The following is a 17,186-nucleotide window of genomic DNA, read 5'->3' on the forward strand; positions in this document are numbered from 1 at the left end:
ACCGGGACGTGGCCGCAGCGCTGAACATCCTGGCCAGGGCTCGGACGGAGCCTGCGGGGATGGATACGGCAAGGGCCGTCCCGTGAGAACCGCGACTCCCCGTTCTTCAGAACGGGGAGTCGTCACCACAAGAAAGGAGTGATCGGGGTCGAGCCCGAGAAGGCGGACGAACTTGGCATACTTTTCAACATACTGCTGGTAGTCGCCCGTTTTAGATTGCCCAGCGAGCTTTTCAAGCGCGAGGGCAATGCGTTCTAGTAGAGCCTCGATCTTTTCGGTGTCCAAGCTTTTGCCTCCTGGGTTTGATGACTGCGACGGTTGCAGCACTTTGATTATATGGCCCCTAGGGTCTTCACCAAACCTTTGCATTCCATACACCGAAGATTGGCTATGCTGGGAGAAGATTCAGGGGTGAGCATGACCCATTCCCGTTCGCGCGCCCGCATGCCCTGGTTCTGGCCCATCGCTTTATTGTTGATGGGGGGGCTGGGGTTGGCGGCCTATCTCGTCCTTCGGCCCAAGGCTACGGCTAGCACCACGCCTGCGGTGGCAACTGCTACCGTGCAGCAAGGGGTTTTTCGGGTTTCGGTCTCGGGTCCGGGGACCCTGGGGGCCATCCAGTCCCTCTCGGTCAAGCCCGCCGTCAACGGCACCGTGCTCAAGCTGCCCAACGTAGGCGACCGGGTGCAAAAGGGGCAGCTTATCGTGGAGCTAGATCCCACCAGCTACGCCCGGGCTTTGGAGAACGCTCGGCTGGCCCTGCAGAAAGCCCAGGCCAACCTGGATAAGCTGCGGGTCGACCAGGCCAGTGCCCAGGCTACTAACCGGCAGAACCTAGCCAGTGCGGAGGCGGCCTACAACAATGCGATGCGTGACTTGGAGGCTGCCCGCACCAATCTAGAGGCCACCCAGAAGCTTTTTGACCTTGGAGGGGCTAGCGCCCAAAATCTGCAAAGCGCCCGCGATGCTTATGCCAAAGCCCAAGCCGCGCTCGAGGTGGCCCGAGTCAATTTGAGCACAGCACGCCAGGCTCTATCGCTTCGAGAGGCTTCCAATGCCCAGGACTTGCGCAATGCTCAGCTTGCGGTAGAACAGGCGCGCTTGGACGTAAAGAACGCCGAGGAGAACCTGGCTGCTACCAGGATCTACGCGCCTTTCGACGGGGTGGTGGCCGAGGTCAACGCCGGTGTGGGGACCACAGTGAGCAACAGCACCGCTTTGCTTACCCTAATCGATGACACCAGCATCAACCTGCCCATACAGATTGATGAGAGCGAGATTGCCCGGGTCCGGGTGGGACAGAAGGTGGAGGTCACGCTGGATGCCTTTAGCGGTGAGACCTTCGAGGGGGTGGTAACGGCCATTGCTCCGCAGGCCCAGATGCAGCAGAACATCGCCTTCTTCTACGTTACGGTGAGAATACCCAACCCCGAGCGCAAGCTGCGGCCCGGCATGACTGCTGAAGGTGAGATCATTGTCGAGGAGATACCCAATGCCCTGATCATTCCCAAGCGAGCGGTGCAGACGGTGCGTAACCGGGCCTATGTGGAGGTCCTCCAACCCGACGGAAGCCGGGAAACCGTGCGGGTGGTTTTGGGGCCTGACGACGGGGTGAATCAGGTGGTGCAGGAAGGCCTCCAGGTAGGACAGCGGGTGGTGTTGCCCAGCCGGAATACTACGCGCTCGAGCCAGCAGAGCCAAGGACAGGGCGGTCTGCGCCTGCCAATTGGGGTGGGGGCTCCGCCGGGAGGTGGCCGATGACGGTGGTGGCCCTCGAGCAGGTGCGCAAGGTCTACCGCAGTGGAGCCATCGAGTTTGAAGCCCTGAGAGGCGTTTCTTTGCAGATTCAGCAAGGTGAGATGGTGGCCCTGATGGGGCCTTCCGGATCGGGCAAGACCACTTTGATGCAAATCATCGGACTGCTTGACCGGCCCACCGAGGGGCGCTACGTCCTGGCAGGCCGCGATGTCACCACCCTTACCGAGAACGAACGGGCCGAGATGCGCAACCAGGAGATCGGCTTTGTCTTTCAGGCCTTCCACCTTTTGCCGCGCCTAAACGTGCTGGAAAACGTGGAGGTGCCCCTCACCTATGCGGGCTACAGCCCGAAGGAGCGGCGTGAACGAGCCATTGAGGTGCTGCAAAAGGTGGGTTTAGGGGATAAACTGCGCAACCTGCCTTCCCAGCTTTCAGGGGGGCAGAAGCAGCGGGTGGCCATTGCGAGGGCCCTGACTATGCGCCCCTCTATTCTTTTGGCCGATGAGCCTACTGGTAACCTGGACTCCAAGACCGCCGTGGAGGTTATGAGGCTATTCCAGGAGCTCAACGAGGAAGGCACCACCGTGGTTATAGTCACCCACGAGCCTGATATAGCCGAGTACGCTGGGCGCATCGTTCGCATTCGCGACGGAAAGGTTGAGTCTGATGTGCAAAATCCCCATCGCAGGCGCACGGTAGGAGGACTTGGCTAGATGAGCCCCTCACGGGTTTTTCCCATCCCTTCTCCCAAGGCTCGTTCCCGCCTGGCCGGCATGAACCCCCTGCAGGTTTTTTCCATCGCCTGGCGGGCCATTCTGGGTAACCCCTTGCGTTCTCTGCTCACCACCCTGGGCGTCATCATCGGGGTGGCAGCGGTGGTGGCCCTGACCATGGTGGGGCAGGGCTCTACAGCCAACATCACCCGCACCCTGCAGAGCCTGGGCACCAACCTCATCACCATCGGTAGCGCCACCGGGGGGCGGGGCCCTGGCTTTGGCCTGGTGCGGTCTGGCGGACCCCAGACCATTACTCTAAAGGATGCCGAGGCCATCCAGACAGCTTTTGCCGGGCGCATAGCAGGCATTGCTCCTGCCCTGCAAAGCAACCAGCAGGTGAAGGTGGGGGCCAGCAACCTAAACGCCACCGTTATCGGCACCTGGCCTGACTACGCCAGTGTGCGCAACGCCCAACCGGTCGAGGGGGCTTTTTTCACTGAGGCCGATTTGCAAGGCCGCCGGCGCGTGGCGGTGATCGGCTACGGTATCGCCCAGGACCTCTTTGGGGGGCAGGACCCCATCGGCCAGCGCCTGCGCGTAGCAGGCATCTCTTTTACGGTGGTAGGGGTGCTGCCCGATAAGGGCGATTCGGGCTTTGCCAATCCCAACTACCAGGTGATCATTCCGCTTTCCACTTATCTCCAGCGGCTTTCGCGCAGCAGCACGGGAGAGCCTCGGGTAAACGCCATTTATATCCAGGCTCCTGACAAAGATGTTCTGCCCCGGTTGCAGCAGGAGTTGACCGAATTCATGGCCCAGCGGCGCAAGGCAACCGATCCCAGTGAGTACGACTTTAGCGTGCAAAACCAGGCCGATGCACTGGCCTCGGTAAACCAGGTCACCCAGAGCATGACCCTCTTCCTAGGCGGGGTAGCTGGGATTAGCCTTTTGGTGGGTGGAATTGGCATCATGAATATCATGCTGGTTTCAGTGACCGAGCGCACCCGCGAGATCGGCATCCGCAAGGCTTTAGGAGCCAAGCCTCGCGATATTTTGACCCAGTTTTTGGTGGAATCGGTGGTGCTCTCGGTGGGTGGAGGCATTCTTGGAATACTGCTGGGATTGGCCATGGCCGGCAGTGTGGGGCAGCTTTTGCGGGTGACGCCAATTTTTGACCCCTTCAGCATGGTGCTGGCCTTTGTGTTCTCGGTAGCGGTGGGGGTTTTCTTTGGCTACTACCCGGCCTCGAGGGCGGCCCGCCTTGATCCGGTAGAATCGCTCAGGTACGAGTAGCCTGGTGTCATAGCCTCCTCAGGAAGGCCTACTTAAAATCTACACGAGCTCCATCCCTACCCTTCACAGCTTTGTGGCAGGCTACTACCATGTCCTCGCCTACCGATACACTGGATAGGGTGGCGCTGGTACTGGTGGTGGAAGACGAACCGGAGATCGCCGAAATCCTAGAGGGCTATCTGCGCCGGGAGGGTTTCCGCACCGACCGGGCCTCGGATGGGCGACAGGCCCTGAGCCTAATCCGGGCTGCCCGACCTGACTTGATCCTTCTAGACATCATGCTGCCAGAGATGGACGGTCTGGAGCTGCTCAGGCGCATCCGCAGCCAGGATAACACCCCGGTTATTTTGCTCACCGCCCGAGCCGAGGATCTGGATAAGCTGCTCGGTCTCGAGCTCGGTGCGGACGACTACGTGACCAAGCCCTTCAGCCCCCGTGAGGTGGTGGCTCGAGTCAAGGCCGTTTTGCGCCGGGTGGTGATGGCTGAGGCTCCCAAGGTCCTTTTGCGGGTGGGCCCCCTGGAGATCGACACCGAGAAGGTAGTGGCGCGCCTGGGCGCTACCCGCCTTGAGCTTACCCCCACCGAGTTCCGCTTGCTGGAGGTTCTGGCCCGCACGCCGGGCAAGGCCTTTACCCGAGCTGAGCTGCTAGAGGCGGCCATGCCTGAATCCAGTGCTTTAGAGCGGGTGGTGGACGTGCACCTCAAAAACCTACGCCGAAAACTGGAGGCTGCGGGGGGAGCTGGGCTTTTGGAGACCGTGCGGGGGGTGGGATATCGCCTTTGGGTAGATGTCTAAGGTTCCTGGCACTATGCGCTTCTTCCAGCGCTTAGAGGTTCGTTTAAGCCTGCTGATGGCCCTGGTGGCCGTTACCACCAGTCTGATCACCATCGCCCTCAACACCTATCAGCGCGAGCGCACCTTCCGTGAGCTGCCCCCCGAGGTGCGGGACTTTTTGCGCCGCAATGAGGGTCGCCCACCCAACCTGAGCCTTACCCCCGAGCTGAAGGAGATGCTCGCCGCAGGTCGGGAGCTTAGGGTTCAGATGCGGCCTTCCCCCGATCCCGCCAACCCCAACCCGGTCTTTTTCATCGCCCCACTAGACGATCCCACGGCCCTGCCGGTTCAGCTTCAGGCCCCTCCGCGCCCCCGCCGGCCCAGCCTAGAGGTCCGCTTGCAGCAGAATCTGCTAATCGCTGGTTTGGTGGCCGCGGTTTTGGGGGTTTTGGTGGCGCTAGTTTTTGCTCGCCGAATTGCCAGGCCCATCGAGGCCATCTCCGCCGCAGCCAACAGCCTGGCCCAGGGCGATCTTTCTGCTCGTATTCCCACCCCGCGGGGGGAGGACGAGGTGGCTCAGCTGGCCCGCAACTTCAACCACATGGCTGCCTCGCTGGAGCGGCTAGAGGCTGAGCGAAAGGCCATGATCGCCGACATTGCCCACGAGCTGCGCACACCCCTGGCGGTGATGCAGGGGCGGCTCGAGGCTATTCAAGACGGAATACTGCCCCTGGAGCAGTCTGAGGTGGACCGGCTACACTACCAAACCCGGCTTCTTTCCCGGCTGGTGGAGGACCTGCGCACCCTTTCCCTAGCCGACGCGGGGCGGCTCAACCTGGTGCTGCGGGAGTTGGATCTGGGTGAGCAGGTGCGGCGTCTTGTCGCGACTTTTCAGCCTGCTTTGGAAGCCAAGCGCATCACCCTGGAGTTCAAACTACCTTCCCAACCGGTGCTTGTTCAGGCCGATCCCGACCGGCTGGCCCAGGTGGTAGGCAATCTGCTCACCAACGCCTTGGCCCACACCCCTGAGGGGGGGCGGATTGAGCTGGAGGTGCAGGCTGAAGCAGCCCACGCCACCCTCCGGGTTCGTGACAGCGGCCCGGGAATTCCCGAGGAGGCCTTGGCCCGGGTTTTCGACCGTTTTTTCCGGGTGGAGGCTTCACGCTCCAGGGCCACCGGGGGCAGTGGCCTGGGGCTTTCCATCGTCAAGGCCCTGGTGGAGCTGCACGGAGGTTTGGTCGCGGCCCGGAACCACCCGGAGGGGGGGGCTCTGTTTGAGCTGCGGCTTCCCCTCAGGCCGGCGCGTTCCTCCTAAGGCAGAGCTCGGCCCGCAGCCCCTGGGGGTGGTTGGGCTGGAGTGAGAGTTGCCCTTCGTGAGCCTGGGCTACCCGGGCCACCACCGAGAGGCCCAGCCCATGCCCTGATGCCCGCACCCCCGGGGCTCGATAGAAGGGCTCGGCGGCCCGGGCCAGGGCCTCGGGGGGCATGCCGGGGCCTTGATCCCACACCCGTAGTAGAACGTAGCCGGGCCGATCTTCCAGCTCCACCCCCACGGGGCTGCCGGGGGCGTGCTTCCTGGCGTTGCTGAGCAGGTTTTCCAGGGCCTGCTCCAGCAGGATGGGGTCACCGGTGAGATGCAGGCTCTCGGGGCCCTGATAGGTGGCCCCCCAGCGTTCGGCCGCTTCGCGGGCCAGCCGGGCCAGGTCAAGGCCCACCTTCTGACCCTGCCCCTCGCGGGCCAGGGTCAGGAGGGACTCGCTGAGGTGGGCCATGCGCTCGACCTCCTCCCGCACGGCAGCCAGGGTTTCTTCCGCCGAGAGGAGCCCTTGCTTTTGCGCATCGAGCTGAAGCCGGATGGCGGTGAGCGGGGTGCGCAGCTCGTGGGCGGCGTGGCGGGTGAACTCGGCTTCGCGCTGGCGGAAAGCCGAGAGCCGTTCCATCATCTGGTTGAAGGTCTGGCTCAGATGGCGCAGCTCCCCGCTCCCTTCTTGGGGCACCCTGAGGCTCAGGTCGCCCGACTCGGCGATGCGACGGGTGGCCTGGAGGAGGTGCTGCAGGGGTCTTAGCGCGGGGCCGCTTAGAAGCCAGGCCGCCAGGGCCCCCAGGGCCGAGACCCAAAGCGCGGTGAAGAGCACCGTCTGGCGGTAACCGGCCAGGCTGCGCTGCACCTGGCTGGCCTCGAGGGCCCCCTGCACATAGACCCCGCTTTCCAGGTAGAGGCTCTTGTAGAGCCAGTTTTGCTCTAGCCGGGCCTGGGGCGCGTCGTCCAGAGGAATTTCCCCAGGGAAGTTGCCCCAGACCCTTACCACCTGCCCCTCCCGCACCAGCCGGGCGTAGGCCACGGTGCCCGGTGGGGCCGGATTCAGGAGCCTGCGCAGGGGTCGGCCCAGCAGGTAGGGGTAGCGCCCACCCTCCTCTGCCGGTTCAAAGTGGGGACCCGGTCGGGAATCGGCCTGGGCCGCCACCCGCCCCAGGTATGCATCCAGTTCGCGCTCCAAGCTGCCCATCTGCAGACGTTCGAAGCGCGCATACCCCAAAAAGCCCTGCACCAGAAGGGCCAGGGCGATGGCCGCGGCGATGAAGAGGGCCAGGCGCAGCCGCAGGCTCATGGCTCGATTCCCAGCCTATACCCCCCGGGCACGGTGCGCACCACCCGGGGGTCCAGCTTGCTGCGCAGGTGATGCACGCAGACCTTGACCACTCCAGTATCCGAGGCCTCCTCACCCCAGACCAGGTCGAGCAGCTCCTCCGGGCTGTAGACGCGCCCCGGGTAGAGGGCCAGCCGTTCCAACAGGGCATACTCCCTTGGGCTCAGCTCTACCAGTCGTCCTGCCCAGCGCACGCTGCGGCCTGCCAGGTCGAGCTCGAGGGGGCCGTGCTGCACCCGGCTTTGCTTCACCTCGCTCACCCGGCGCAGTAAAGCCCGCACCCGGGCCAGGAGCTCGGGCAGCTCAAAGGGCTTGACCACGTAGTCGTCCCCTCCTTCGTCCAGGCCTCGTACCCGGTCCTCCAGGGCATCGCGGGCGGTCATGAAGAGGATGGGCCCTTTGTAACCGGCCCCACGCGCCTCCTTGGCCAGGATGAAACCCCCGTCCTCCGACTCTGGCAGCCGCACGTCCAGGATTATCAGGTCGGGCTCGGCCTCGGCCAGCAGGGTTCGGGCGATGGCGAGGTCGGGGGCGTGGCGCACCTGATGTCCCTGGGCCTCTAGGAGCCTCAAGAGGGGACGAGCGATGTTGGGCTCGTCTTCGACCAGCAAAAGCCGCATCTCTACCAATCTGCATTCTATGGGTTATGGGGGGGTTACGGGGCCTTCGGTGGCTCATGAGAGGTCCTCTCAGCGAGTCGTAACTGCTGGGTAACCGCCTCGCCGCAGACTTCCTCTCGGGAAAGCAGAAGGCTTCCCAAAGGAGGAGATTATGAACAAGACGGTCAAAACCCTGTTGGTGGTATCGAGCCTGGCCCTGGTGGGCGCTTTTGCCCAGCAGACCCCGGCCCCCCAGCCGGCCCAGCCCACCCCGCGCACGGCGCAGGTGCCGCGGGGTATTCTGGGCAACCTGTACTACACCGCGGCCCAGTTCTTGGGGGTAACCCCCGCCGAACTGGCGGTGCTCTCAGGCGGCACCAAGACCCTGGGCCAGGTGGCCACCGACCTCGGCAAGACCCCCGCTGCGCTCGAGGCCGCCCTGGTGACGGCCCGCAACCAGGCCATTGACCAGGCGGTGCAGGCCGGGCGCCTCACCAGCGAGCAGGCCAACACCCTCAAGGCCACCAGCCAGGCTGTGGCCCGGGCGTTCGTGAACACGCCGGTGCAGTTCCGCTTCATGGGGGGTTGGAGGGACCACCGGGGGCGGGGCCGGTAGCCAAACGGCCCGTGGTGGTGAACCCACCACGGGCCCTTAATCTTCCTCATGCCAACCAGCGAAACCTTGAGAAGGAGGCCAAAATGGACGCAGACGATAAACCCATCGGACGGATCCTGAGCCGCCGCGAGGTCCTGGCCGCTCTGGGGCTGGGTGGGCTTTTGCAGGGGCAGAGGACCCCTGCCCAGGCAGGCTCGCCCGCCCTGCCCGCGTGCGTGGTGCGCCCAGCCCTGACTGAAGGGCCCTACTTTGTGGACGTGCGTCTCAACCGCTCGGACATCCGCTCCGACCCCAGCACCGGTCTGGTCAAGCCCGGGGTGCCCCTGAGCCTGCGCTTCGTGGTGAGCCGGGTTTCGGCGGCCGGCTGCGCTCCCTTGCCGGGTGCCATGGTGGACATCTGGCAGTGCGATGCTCAAGGGCTTTACTCCGGGGTGCTGGACCGCTACGGCGATACCCGGGGGGAGAGGTGGCTGCGCGGCTACCAGCTCACCGACGCCCAGGGAGCAGCCCAGTTCACCACCATCTACCCCGGATGGTATCCGGGCCGCACCGTGCATATCCACTTCAAAATTCGCTACCAGAACCGCGACTTCACCTCCCAGCTCTTCTTCGACGATGCCCTGAGCGACCGTATTTTTGCTAATCCGCCCTATGCCAAGGCAGGCACCCGCACCCGCAACGCCAACGACGCCATCTTCCGCAACGGGGGTCGGCAGCTCCTCCTCAACCTCGCTCCAGAGGGGGCAGGGTATGCCGCCACCTTTGATATCGGGCTCAATTTCTGAAAAGAAGACTCAAACCGGCCTTCCAGCCATCATGAAGCTGGCGGTCATGCCCCCATCCACCGGCAGAATGGCCCCGGTGATGAAGCTGGCCTTGTCCGAGGCCAGAAAGAGCACCGCCTCGGCCACCTCCTCAGGCCTTCCAAGCCTTCTTAGGGCGTGCAGGTCTTCCCAGTCCTGGCGGGTGAGCTCGGGGTGGGTGGACATCTGGATGGCCTCGAGCACCGCCTCGGTGGCGATGGCCCCGGGGGCCACCGCGTTGACCCGGATGTGAAGAGGGGCCAGGTCTAGCGCCAGCGAGCGGGTCAGGTTCACCAAACCGCCCTTGGAGGCGTTGTAGGCCGCGTTGTTCTGCTCGGCGAAAAGCCCCTGAACGCTGGCGATGTTGACGATTGCCCCCCCTCCGGCCTTGGCCATCTCTCGCGCCGCCAGGGCTGAGAGGTGCATGGGGGCGGTCAGGTTGACCTCCAGAGCCTGCCGCCAGTCCTCCAGCCCCACCCTGAGGGCCGAACCCGGGGGAGCGATGGCCGCGTTGTTGACCAGCACGTGCACCCCGCCCCATTGCTTTACCGCCTGCTCCACAAAGCGCTCGCGGTGGGCAGCCTGGGAGAGGTCTGCGTACACGAAGAGCGCCCCCAGCCGCTTGGCTATTTCCAGCCCCTCTGGGCGCACATCGCACAAGACCAGGAGGGCTTTTTCCCGCGCGAAGGCCTCGGCGATGGCCCGGCCAATGCCTCGAGCAGCCCCGGTAACAAGCACGACCTTGCCCTGAAACATGGCCCCATCCTAACCAGCCCGGCGCTTCCCAGGCCAAAGCAACAAGGGAGGCCCAAGCCTCCCCTGTTGGAAGGGAATGACCGCTACTTCTTGACAGCCTCTTTCAGGGCTTTGCCCGGCTTGAAGGCGGGGTACTTGGAGGCGGGGATCTTGATCTTTTGGGTGGTGCCGGGCTTCACCCCGGTGCGAGCCTTGCGGCTGCGCACCTCGAAGGTGCCGAAGCCGGTGAGCTGGACCTTGCTGCCGGACTTGAGAGCGTCCTCAATTTTGCTGATAAAAGCGTCCACCGCGGCCTTGGCGTCCTTCTTTTTGAGGCCCGCTGCCGCGGCTACTTGATCGATCAGGTCGGCTTTGGTCTTGGTCTTCTTCGCAGTCGCTTTCGCCATGTGTTACCTCCTCTCTTTTCCCTTCGGGACGAAGTCTATCACACCTCATCGCTCAATTGCAAGCGCCAGACCGAGAAGAAGAGCTTTTCTGTTAAAAACAGAAAGCCTAAACGGTGGGCCTCCGGTGGTATTCAGGGGGTAGAAGGGCGGTGACGGCGGCCTCGAGCCGCTCTGTGAGAGCCTCCAGGCTTTGGTGATCGGTCTTACCAGGGGCCACCGGGATGGGTTCGCCGAAAACCACGCGGATGGGCCGCCGCAGGCGGGGGCCCCTGCCCACCGGCCAGGCCTTGTCGCTGCCGATGATGGCGGCTGGAACGATGGTGGCCCCGGTGCGTAGGGCAATGGCGGCGGTGCCGGTCTTGAAAGGTTCGATAAAGCCGCTGCGACTGCGCCGGCCCTCGGGAAAGATACCAATCGCCAGCCCACTTTTGAGGGTGCGGATCGCAGCCTTGATGGCGCCTAGATCGCCTGTGCCCCGCGCCACCGGGATGACGTAAAGCCGCGGCAGCAGCCAGCGCAGAATGGGGTATCGGAAAAGGTCGTCGCGCGACATGTAGCTCACCACCCGCGGACAGGCCACCCCCATCACGATGGGGTCGAGAAAAGACATGTGGTTGGAGGCCAGGATTACCGGGCCTTCCTTGGGGATTTTCTCGGCCCCCTCCACCCGAAAGCCGAATAGCACCCGGAGGAGCGCCGTGGCCAGAAGCTTGGACAACCTGTAGACCGCCAAGCCGTGCGCATACATGGCACCCCATCATAAAAAATAGACGGTCTTTGGTGGCAGCCCCGACCGGCCTAAAGGAAGCCTCAAGGCCAGGGTTAAGCCCCGCTGATGCCCTACTCATGGCAAAGGGTTGGGCACCCCCTACCTTTAGACCCAGGAGGTTTTATGAAGCACCTTTTCACAGCTCTGGTCGCTTCGCTCCTGATAGCGCTGGCTACCCCGGTGGTGAGCCCGCAGGGCATCATCGTCAACCCAGTGCCCACCGACCTCAGGGTGCGCGTCTGGCTTGACCGCGACCCGGATGGGCTGGGGAGCGCCACCTACCACTTCGGCGAGAAGATCCGCATCTATGTCCAGGTCAACCAGGACGCCTACGTCTACCTCTTCAACATCAACGCCGGTGGTCAGATTGACCTGATCCTACCCAACCCCTACAGCCCCAACAACCACCTGCGCGCGGGCGAGACCCGGGTCTTTCCCGAGAACGGGGCCCGCTACGAGTTCACCATCGCCGGGCCGGCGGGGGTAGACCAGGTGCTGGCGGTGGCCAGCCGTACCCCGCTCTCGCTGGCCCAAATTGCCGATATCAGAAGTGGGCGGATGCGGGTGCAGGGGGCGGGCAACCTGGTCCGGGCCCTCTCGATTGCGGTAACACCCCTGCCCGACGGCGACTGGGTTAGCCACACGGTGCGCTACACCGTCCGGCCCCCCCATGCGGAGCCCAGGCCCCCGCTCTTCTACATCGCGCCCGCGCCAGGCTATGAGGTGGTGTGGGAGGAGCGCGAGGCCACCGGCTACCGGGTGGCCTACCGAGGGGGGGATGTGGAGCAGGTCTTCAGCCACTACCACCGCGATCTGCTGGCCAAAGGCTGGGTAAAGCTGAGCTTCAAGGCCAGGGGTGAGAAAAAGAGCATGGCCTACGAGGCCTTGTACCAGCGGGGTGGGGACCGGCTCGAGGTGACCGTAACCCCTAGGGGTGGGGAGCTGGTGGTGCGGCTGGGGTGGGGGAGGTAGGGCTTTCGGGCTATAATAGGCGTTGGTGCCGACCCACTTGAACGCCACCAGGCCGCTTCGCTTCGCCCGGGCCATCGTCGCAGCGGGCAAGTGAGCCCTGCCCCCAAGCACAGCCAGCGTCTGGCTGTGCTTTTTTGCTTGGAGGAGTCTATGGAGAAGCTGGAGGTCCACCCCGAGATTGCCAAGGCTGCCACCCTACCTGCCGAGTTCTACAAGGACCCTGCCCTCTACGAGGCCGCAAAAGAGCGGGTCTTTGCCCAAAGCTGGCAGTGGTTGGGCGATACCGACGACCTCAAGGCCCCGGGCAGCATAAAGCCCCTGGTGCTCCTCGAGGGCTGTCTGGACGAGCCCCTGCTCCTTACCCGCGACTTCGACGACCGTTTGCATCTTCTTTCCAACGTCTGCACCCACCGGGGGATGCTGGTGGCCGAGACCGCGGGCCAGGCCCGCTACCTGCGCTGCCGCTACCACGGGCGGCGCTTCGGTTTGGACGGCTGCTTCCAGGCCATGCCGGAGTTCGAGGGGGTGGAGGGGTTCCCAAGCCCCGAGGACGACCTGCCCAGGGTGGCCCTTGGCGTTTGGCGGGGCAAGTTCCTGTTTGCCAGCCTGAAGCCCAAGGTGCCCCTTGAAGAGGTGCTGCGGCCCATTGAGGAGCGCCTGGGCTGGTTGCCCCTGCAGGAGTTCTACTTTGAGCCCACCCGGGCCCGCGACTATCTGGTGCGGGCCCACTGGGCGCTTTACTGCGACAACTACCTGGAGGGGTTTCACATCCCCTACATTCACGCCTCGCTCAACAGCGCCATCGATTACAGCAGCTACACCACCGAAACCTACCGGTGGTGCAGCCTGCAGCTCGGGGTGGCCGCCCCCGGTGAGCCCGCCTTCGACCTGCCCAAAGACGCCCCCGACTACGGCCGACGCATCGCGGCCTACTACTACTGGGTCTTCCCCAACCTGATGCTCAACTTCTACCCCTGGGGCCTCTCGGTGAACCTGGTGCGCCCCCTGGGGCCAGAGCTCACCAAGGTGTCCTTCCTGCCCTATGTGTGGGACCCGAGCAAGCTGGAGGAGGGGGCCGGGGCAGCCTTGGACCGGGTGGAGCGCGAGGACGAGGTGGTGGTGGAGGCAGTGCAGAAGGGCATCAAATCCCGCCTTTACCGCCGGGGGCGCTTCAGCGTGAAGCGGGAGGCGGGGGTGCACCACTTCCATCGGCTGCTGGCCGAGGCCTTGGTAGGATAGGGGGGATGGACCGGACGGTGCCCCAGCTGCTGCGCTACAGCCTCCGCTATGCCGGCCAGCCGGCAGGGGAACAGTGCCTTACCCTGGAGCCCCGCCGGGGGGGGCTGAGGGTGGTGCTGGAGGCCCAGGTGGACCTGCCCCCGCCCAAAACCCGCCAGCGCTGGGAGAGCGAGCTCGATGCTTGGGGGCTGCCGCACTTCTACCGCGAGCGCGTAGAGGGCAGCGGGGCCAGGGTGATGGAGGTGGAGTTTTCCCACCAGGACGGGCTGGTGACGGTAAGCCAGGGCAAGGAGGCCTTTTCCATCCCCTACCTCACCGATATGCACGATCCCCTCTCGCTTTTGCTGGCGATAGGGTCGCTCGATCTCGAGGTGGGGGGGGTGCGGAAGTTCTGCCTGGTGGGGGGGCGGGCCTATGTGGAGCGCCTTCCCGACCAGCGCCTGGGCGAACGCCCCCTGAGGCTCTACCGCCTGCGCCCCGGCCTGAGCCTTTTGTACTACGACGAGGCCGGCTACCCGGTGCGGCTTACCCAGAAGGTGGGGGAGCACATCTTCGAGGCCGAGCTTCAGGAGGTGCAGTGCTCCCCGGCAAGCGCACAGCGGGGTAGGCGGGTGGCTCGCCGCCGGCGCAGGCGGTACACCTGAGCTGAGGCTTTTATGATTAGAACCGCCGAGGAAGTACGCCACCGCTTCAAAAACCGTCGCCCGACCGTGGACTATGGCGATGCGCTGGAGACCGTACGGCGCATTCTGCACCAGGTCGAACGCGAGGGCGACGCGGCCTTACAGCAACTGAGCCAGGAGATAGACGGGCATCCGGTGGAGGAGATCCCCAAGCGAGCCTGGCGCGAGGCCTACGAAAGCCTGGATGCAGATCTGCGGGATGCCCTTGAGACCGCCAAAGAGCGCATAGAGGCCTTTTACCGCCGGGAGCCCCTGGGTGGGTTTCTAGAGGCCGGCCCCGATGGGGTGCTGGGCCAGCTCGTGCGCCCTTTGGAGCGGGTGGGGGTGTACGTGCCGGGGGGCTCGGCCCCGCTGCTCTCCACCGTTTTGATGACCGCGGTCCCGGCCAAGGTGGCGGGGGTGGGCGAGATTGTGCTGGCCTCGCCCCCCAAAGTGCACCCTGGCATCCTGGCGGCGGCCTGGGTGGCCGGGGCCGACCGCCTTTTCGCCATGGGAGGAGCCCAGGCCATTGCTGCCCTGGCCTTTGGCACCGAGACGGTGCCCCGGGTGGACAAAATCGTGGGGCCGGGCAACCGCTATGTGGTGCTGGCCAAGCGCGAGGTCTACGGTACGGTGGGCATGGAGGGCCTGCCGGGGCCCACTGAGACCCTGATTATCGCCGATGCCTCCGCCGACCCCAAGCTCCTGGCGGCCGACCTGCTGGCCCAGGCTGAGCACGGCCCCGACTCCGAGGCCTGGCTGCTATCGGCCTACCGCGAGCTCTTGGAGCGGGTGGCCGAGGAGCTGGAGCGCCAGCTCGCCGAGCTTCCTCGGGCCGCCATAGCCCGCGAGGCCCTGGCCAGGAGCGGCCTGGTTTGGGTGCGCGACCTGGAGGAGGCCCTGGAGCTGGCCAACCTCTACGCGCCCGAGCACCTCTGCCTCTCCATCCACGACCCCCTGGCCGTGCTGGGGCGGGTGCAGAATGCGGGGGGGGTTTTCCTGGGGGAGCACTCTTGCGAGGCTTTGGGCGACTACATCGCAGGCCCCAGCCACGTGATGCCCACCTCGGGCACGGCCCGCTTCGGCGGGGGGCTCTCGCTGCGCGATTTTCTCAAGGTGATTCCGGTGGTGGGCCTGGAGCAGGGTGCGGCTGCGCGGCTGGCCGCTTTGGGGGCCCGCATGGCCCGGGAGGAGGGGCTCGAGGCCCATGCCCGGGCGCTGGACCGGCGCAGCAACAGGGCTCCTTAGGCTAGTCGAACTCCTCTTCCCGTTCTCCTAGGGGCACCCCAAGCTCCCCTGGGCTCGCCTCTGGGTGAAAGCGGCGCAGCCGCCCGCCGAACAGCTCGACCAGGCGTTTGAAGCGGGGGTCCTCGAGCAAGGGGGCCTGCGGTGGGGCTTCAACTTCCCCATATATGCGCTCTTCTTCCCAGTTGGGGGCGACTTGCTCTGGTGCTTTGGCCTCGGGCTCGAGCTGCGCTAGGGGTTCCCCTGGCTCAGCCGGTTTTTTTTTATGCACCAGCTCGACCCGGTAGTTCCCCAGCACCTCCTGCACCACCCCCTGAAGCTGCTCCAGGTGTTTTTGGGTGTTCTGGAAGTGAAAGCTGGCCCACTCAGGAAACTGGAGCACCAGCCGGTCTTCCTCCAGCCGCGGCTCGGCCTCGCGCACAAAGGCCCTTACCGTGGGCTTGAGGGCCATGAGTACCTGGCGCCACCGGGCGCTCCAGTCTTCCCTCGTGGGGGAGGTTTTTGGGTGGGGAGAGGCCCTGGTGCGGCCCGCATCTTGCTCCTCCCCTGCTTCTGGGCGCGGCGGGTGAAGGCCCGGGGGGGTTTCCCCTGCGTGTGGGGCTTTTGGGACGGGCTCGGCCTGGCTGGGTTCTGGAGCGGGGTGAAGGGCCTGGTGGGCCCTCAGAAGGGCCAGCTCGAGCGAAAGAGCGTCGGAGCGCTTGAGCAGACCTTCCATGGCCTCATCCAGGGCCGTCATCGCCGCCACCAGTCGCTCCTCGGGGGCCTGTAGCTGTGGGCCTTGCGCAAGGCCCAAGCGGGCGTAAAGCCCTGCTCGGAGTGCTTCCAGCAGCCCGTTTGCCAGGGTGCGGGCTGCAAAGCCCTGGGCATAGAGCCTCTCGATGGTCTCCAGGGCCGAGCGGAGCTGTCCTTTGTCCAGCGCCTCGGCCAGTGTGAAGAGGGCTGCTTGGGGTGGTAGGCCCAGGGCTTCCTCGGCTTTTCTCAGGGTGAGGGGGCCTTCCAGGGTTAGAAGCCGATCCAAAAGGCTTTCAGCGTCGCGCAGGGCCCCATCAGCCAAACGGGCCACCAGCCGCAGGGCCTCCGACTCGGCCTCGCGGCCCAAACCGGCCAGAATACGCTCCAGCTTGGCCGCAATCTCGACCTCAGAGAGCCGCCGGAAGCGGAAATGCTGGGTGCGGGAGAGAATGGTGGGGGGCATCCGCTCGGGTTCTGTGGTGGCGAAGATGAATATCACGTGCGAAGGAGGCTCCTCCAGGGTTTTGAGGAGGGCGTTGAACGCGCTTTTGGACATCATGTGCGCCTCGTCCAGGATGACCACCTTGCGCCTGCCCAGAATAGGGGTAAGTAGAATGCGCTCCTGCAGGTCGCGCACGTCCTCCACCGAGTTGTTGGAGGCGGCATCTATCTCCAGCACATCGGGGTGCCGGCCTTCCCGCACCATGCGGCATCCTTCGCAACGCCCACAGGGCCTGGGGGTTTGCTCGCAGCTCACCGCCTGGGCGATTAGCCGGGCACTGCTGGTCTTGCCCACCCCCCGGGGACCTGAGAAAAGGTAGGCCTGGGCCAGCCGGTCGGCGCGCAGGGCGCTGAGCAGGACTTCCTTGACATGTTCCTGCCCCACCATCTCTTCGAAGGTGCTGGGACGAGCTTGGCGGTAAAGCGCGCTCACGGCTTCTTAGGTTACCCCATGGGCCTGACATCTGGCTATTGACAGAATGGGGGCTATTTGGTAGGCTTCTCTTTGCGTCGCCGAAAGGCGAGGCGGGAACCTTGAAAGCGCAGGTTGGGCAACAACACGACCCAAACGCGGTTTAGCCGCGATAACTTTTCTGGAGAGTTTGATCCTGGCTCAGGGTGAACGCTGGCGGTATGCCTAAGACATGCAAGTCGAGCGGGCCATGGGGCGACTCATGGTTAGCGGCGGACGGGTGAGTAACACGTAGGTGACCTA

At 64.7% G+C, this 17,186-nt stretch carries 17 protein-coding genes, 1 rRNA gene and 1 pseudogene; 12 read left to right on the forward strand and 7 right to left on the reverse strand.

Annotated features, from left to right (window positions below; all coding sequences use genetic code 11):
• Positions 1-285: pseudogene (locus DV704_RS12375) on the reverse strand (hypothetical protein); the annotation flags it as partial.
• Between the two features lie 132 nt (positions 286-417).
• On the opposite strand from DV704_RS12375, the gene DV704_RS11705 reads away from it, so the two are divergent.
• The 5 genes from DV704_RS11705 (at position 418) to DV704_RS11725 (ending at position 5,858) form a co-directional block, all read left to right on the forward strand.
• Complete coding sequence (locus tag DV704_RS11705) at positions 418-1,761, forward strand: efflux RND transporter periplasmic adaptor subunit (RefSeq protein WP_114799766.1); 1,344 nt, start codon at positions 418-420, stop codon at positions 1,759-1,761.
• Positions 1,758-2,471, forward strand: coding sequence for an ABC transporter ATP-binding protein (locus DV704_RS11710; RefSeq protein WP_114799767.1), 714 nt, complete (start codon positions 1,758-1,760; stop codon positions 2,469-2,471). The genes DV704_RS11705 and DV704_RS11710 overlap by 4 nt, the downstream gene beginning before the upstream one ends.
• 60 nt (positions 2,472-2,531) lie before the next feature.
• Complete coding sequence (locus DV704_RS11715; protein ID WP_114799768.1) at positions 2,532-3,767, forward strand: ABC transporter permease; 1,236 nt, start codon at positions 2,532-2,534, stop codon at positions 3,765-3,767.
• An 89-nt stretch (positions 3,768-3,856) separates the two neighbouring features.
• Positions 3,857-4,564, forward strand: coding sequence for a response regulator transcription factor (locus DV704_RS11720; RefSeq protein ID WP_114799769.1), 708 nt, complete (start codon positions 3,857-3,859; stop codon positions 4,562-4,564).
• Between the two features lie 13 nt (positions 4,565-4,577).
• Complete coding sequence (locus DV704_RS11725; protein ID WP_114799770.1) at positions 4,578-5,858, forward strand: cell wall metabolism sensor histidine kinase WalK; 1,281 nt, start codon at positions 4,578-4,580, stop codon at positions 5,856-5,858.
• Here the strand turns inward: DV704_RS11725 and DV704_RS11730 are convergent.
• Together DV704_RS11730 and DV704_RS11735 are read right to left on the reverse strand one after the other, a co-directional pair.
• Positions 5,836-7,152 (reverse strand): HAMP domain-containing sensor histidine kinase, encoded by a 1,317-nt coding sequence (locus tag DV704_RS11730; RefSeq protein WP_114799771.1) that lies wholly within the window; start codon positions 7,150-7,152, stop codon positions 5,836-5,838. The two genes, DV704_RS11725 and DV704_RS11730, sit on opposite strands and share 23 nt — an antisense overlap.
• Positions 7,149-7,811, reverse strand: a complete 663-nt coding sequence (locus tag DV704_RS11735) for a response regulator transcription factor (protein WP_114799772.1) — start codon at positions 7,809-7,811, stop codon at positions 7,149-7,151. The genes DV704_RS11730 and DV704_RS11735 overlap by 4 nt, the downstream gene beginning before the upstream one ends.
• Before the next feature lie 151 nt (positions 7,812-7,962).
• Between DV704_RS11735 and DV704_RS11740 the strand changes: the two genes are divergently transcribed.
• Positions 7,963-8,406 (forward strand): hypothetical protein, encoded by a 444-nt coding sequence (locus tag DV704_RS11740; RefSeq protein WP_233498353.1) that lies wholly within the window; start codon positions 7,963-7,965, stop codon positions 8,404-8,406.
• 83 nt (positions 8,407-8,489) lie between these two features.
• Entirely contained in the window at positions 8,490-9,191 is a 702-nt protein-coding gene (locus DV704_RS11745) for an intradiol ring-cleavage dioxygenase (protein ID WP_114799780.1), read from the forward strand.
• Positions 9,192-9,200: 9 nt separating this feature from the next.
• On the opposite strand, the gene DV704_RS11750 is transcribed toward DV704_RS11745, so the two are convergent.
• The 3 genes from DV704_RS11750 to DV704_RS11760 all read right to left on the reverse strand — a co-directional run bounded on the left by DV704_RS11750 (position 9,201) and on the right by DV704_RS11760 (position 11,099).
• Positions 9,201-9,965: an SDR family NAD(P)-dependent oxidoreductase gene (locus DV704_RS11750; RefSeq protein WP_114799773.1), complete on the reverse strand. Its 765-nt coding sequence runs from the start codon at positions 9,963-9,965 to the stop codon at positions 9,201-9,203.
• Positions 9,966-10,048: 83 nt separating this feature from the next.
• Positions 10,049-10,351, reverse strand: coding sequence for an HU family DNA-binding protein (locus DV704_RS11755; RefSeq protein ID WP_114799774.1), 303 nt, complete (start codon positions 10,349-10,351; stop codon positions 10,049-10,051).
• Between the two features lie 106 nt (positions 10,352-10,457).
• Complete coding sequence (locus tag DV704_RS11760; protein ID WP_114799775.1) at positions 10,458-11,099, reverse strand: 1-acyl-sn-glycerol-3-phosphate acyltransferase; 642 nt, start codon at positions 11,097-11,099, stop codon at positions 10,458-10,460.
• 144 nt (positions 11,100-11,243) lie between these two features.
• On the opposite strand from DV704_RS11760, the gene DV704_RS12510 reads away from it, so the two are divergent.
• The 4 genes from DV704_RS12510 (at position 11,244) to hisD (ending at position 15,241) form a co-directional block, all read left to right on the forward strand.
• Positions 11,244-12,092: a DUF4384 domain-containing protein gene (locus DV704_RS12510; RefSeq protein ID WP_114799776.1), complete on the forward strand. Its 849-nt coding sequence runs from the start codon at positions 11,244-11,246 to the stop codon at positions 12,090-12,092.
• Positions 12,093-12,242: 150 nt separating this feature from the next.
• Positions 12,243-13,331, forward strand: coding sequence for an aromatic ring-hydroxylating dioxygenase subunit alpha (locus tag DV704_RS11770; protein ID WP_114799781.1), 1,089 nt, complete (start codon positions 12,243-12,245; stop codon positions 13,329-13,331).
• Between the two features lie 5 nt (positions 13,332-13,336).
• Positions 13,337-13,975 carry a DUF3108 domain-containing protein gene (locus DV704_RS11775; protein WP_114799777.1) on the forward strand — a complete coding sequence of 213 codons (639 nt, stop codon included), beginning with the start codon at positions 13,337-13,339 and terminating at the stop codon, positions 13,973-13,975.
• Positions 13,976-13,987: 12 nt separating this feature from the next.
• On the forward strand, positions 13,988-15,241 hold the full coding sequence (gene hisD, locus DV704_RS11780; RefSeq protein ID WP_114799778.1) for a histidinol dehydrogenase: 1,254 nt from the start codon (positions 13,988-13,990) through the stop codon (positions 15,239-15,241).
• Between the two features lies 1 nt (position 15,242).
• On the opposite strand, the gene dnaX is transcribed toward hisD, so the two are convergent.
• Positions 15,243-16,904, reverse strand: a complete 1,662-nt coding sequence (gene dnaX / locus DV704_RS11785; RefSeq protein WP_114799779.1) for a DNA polymerase III subunit gamma/tau — start codon at positions 16,902-16,904, stop codon at positions 15,243-15,245.
• 157 nt (positions 16,905-17,061) lie between these two features.
• Between dnaX and DV704_RS11790 the strand changes: the two genes are divergently transcribed.
• Positions 17,062-17,186: ribosomal RNA gene (locus DV704_RS11790) — 16S ribosomal RNA — on the forward strand; the annotation flags it as partial.

Source organism: Meiothermus sp. QL-1, from assembly GCF_003351145.1.
Lineage (GTDB): Bacteria > Deinococcota > Deinococci > Deinococcales > Thermaceae > Meiothermus.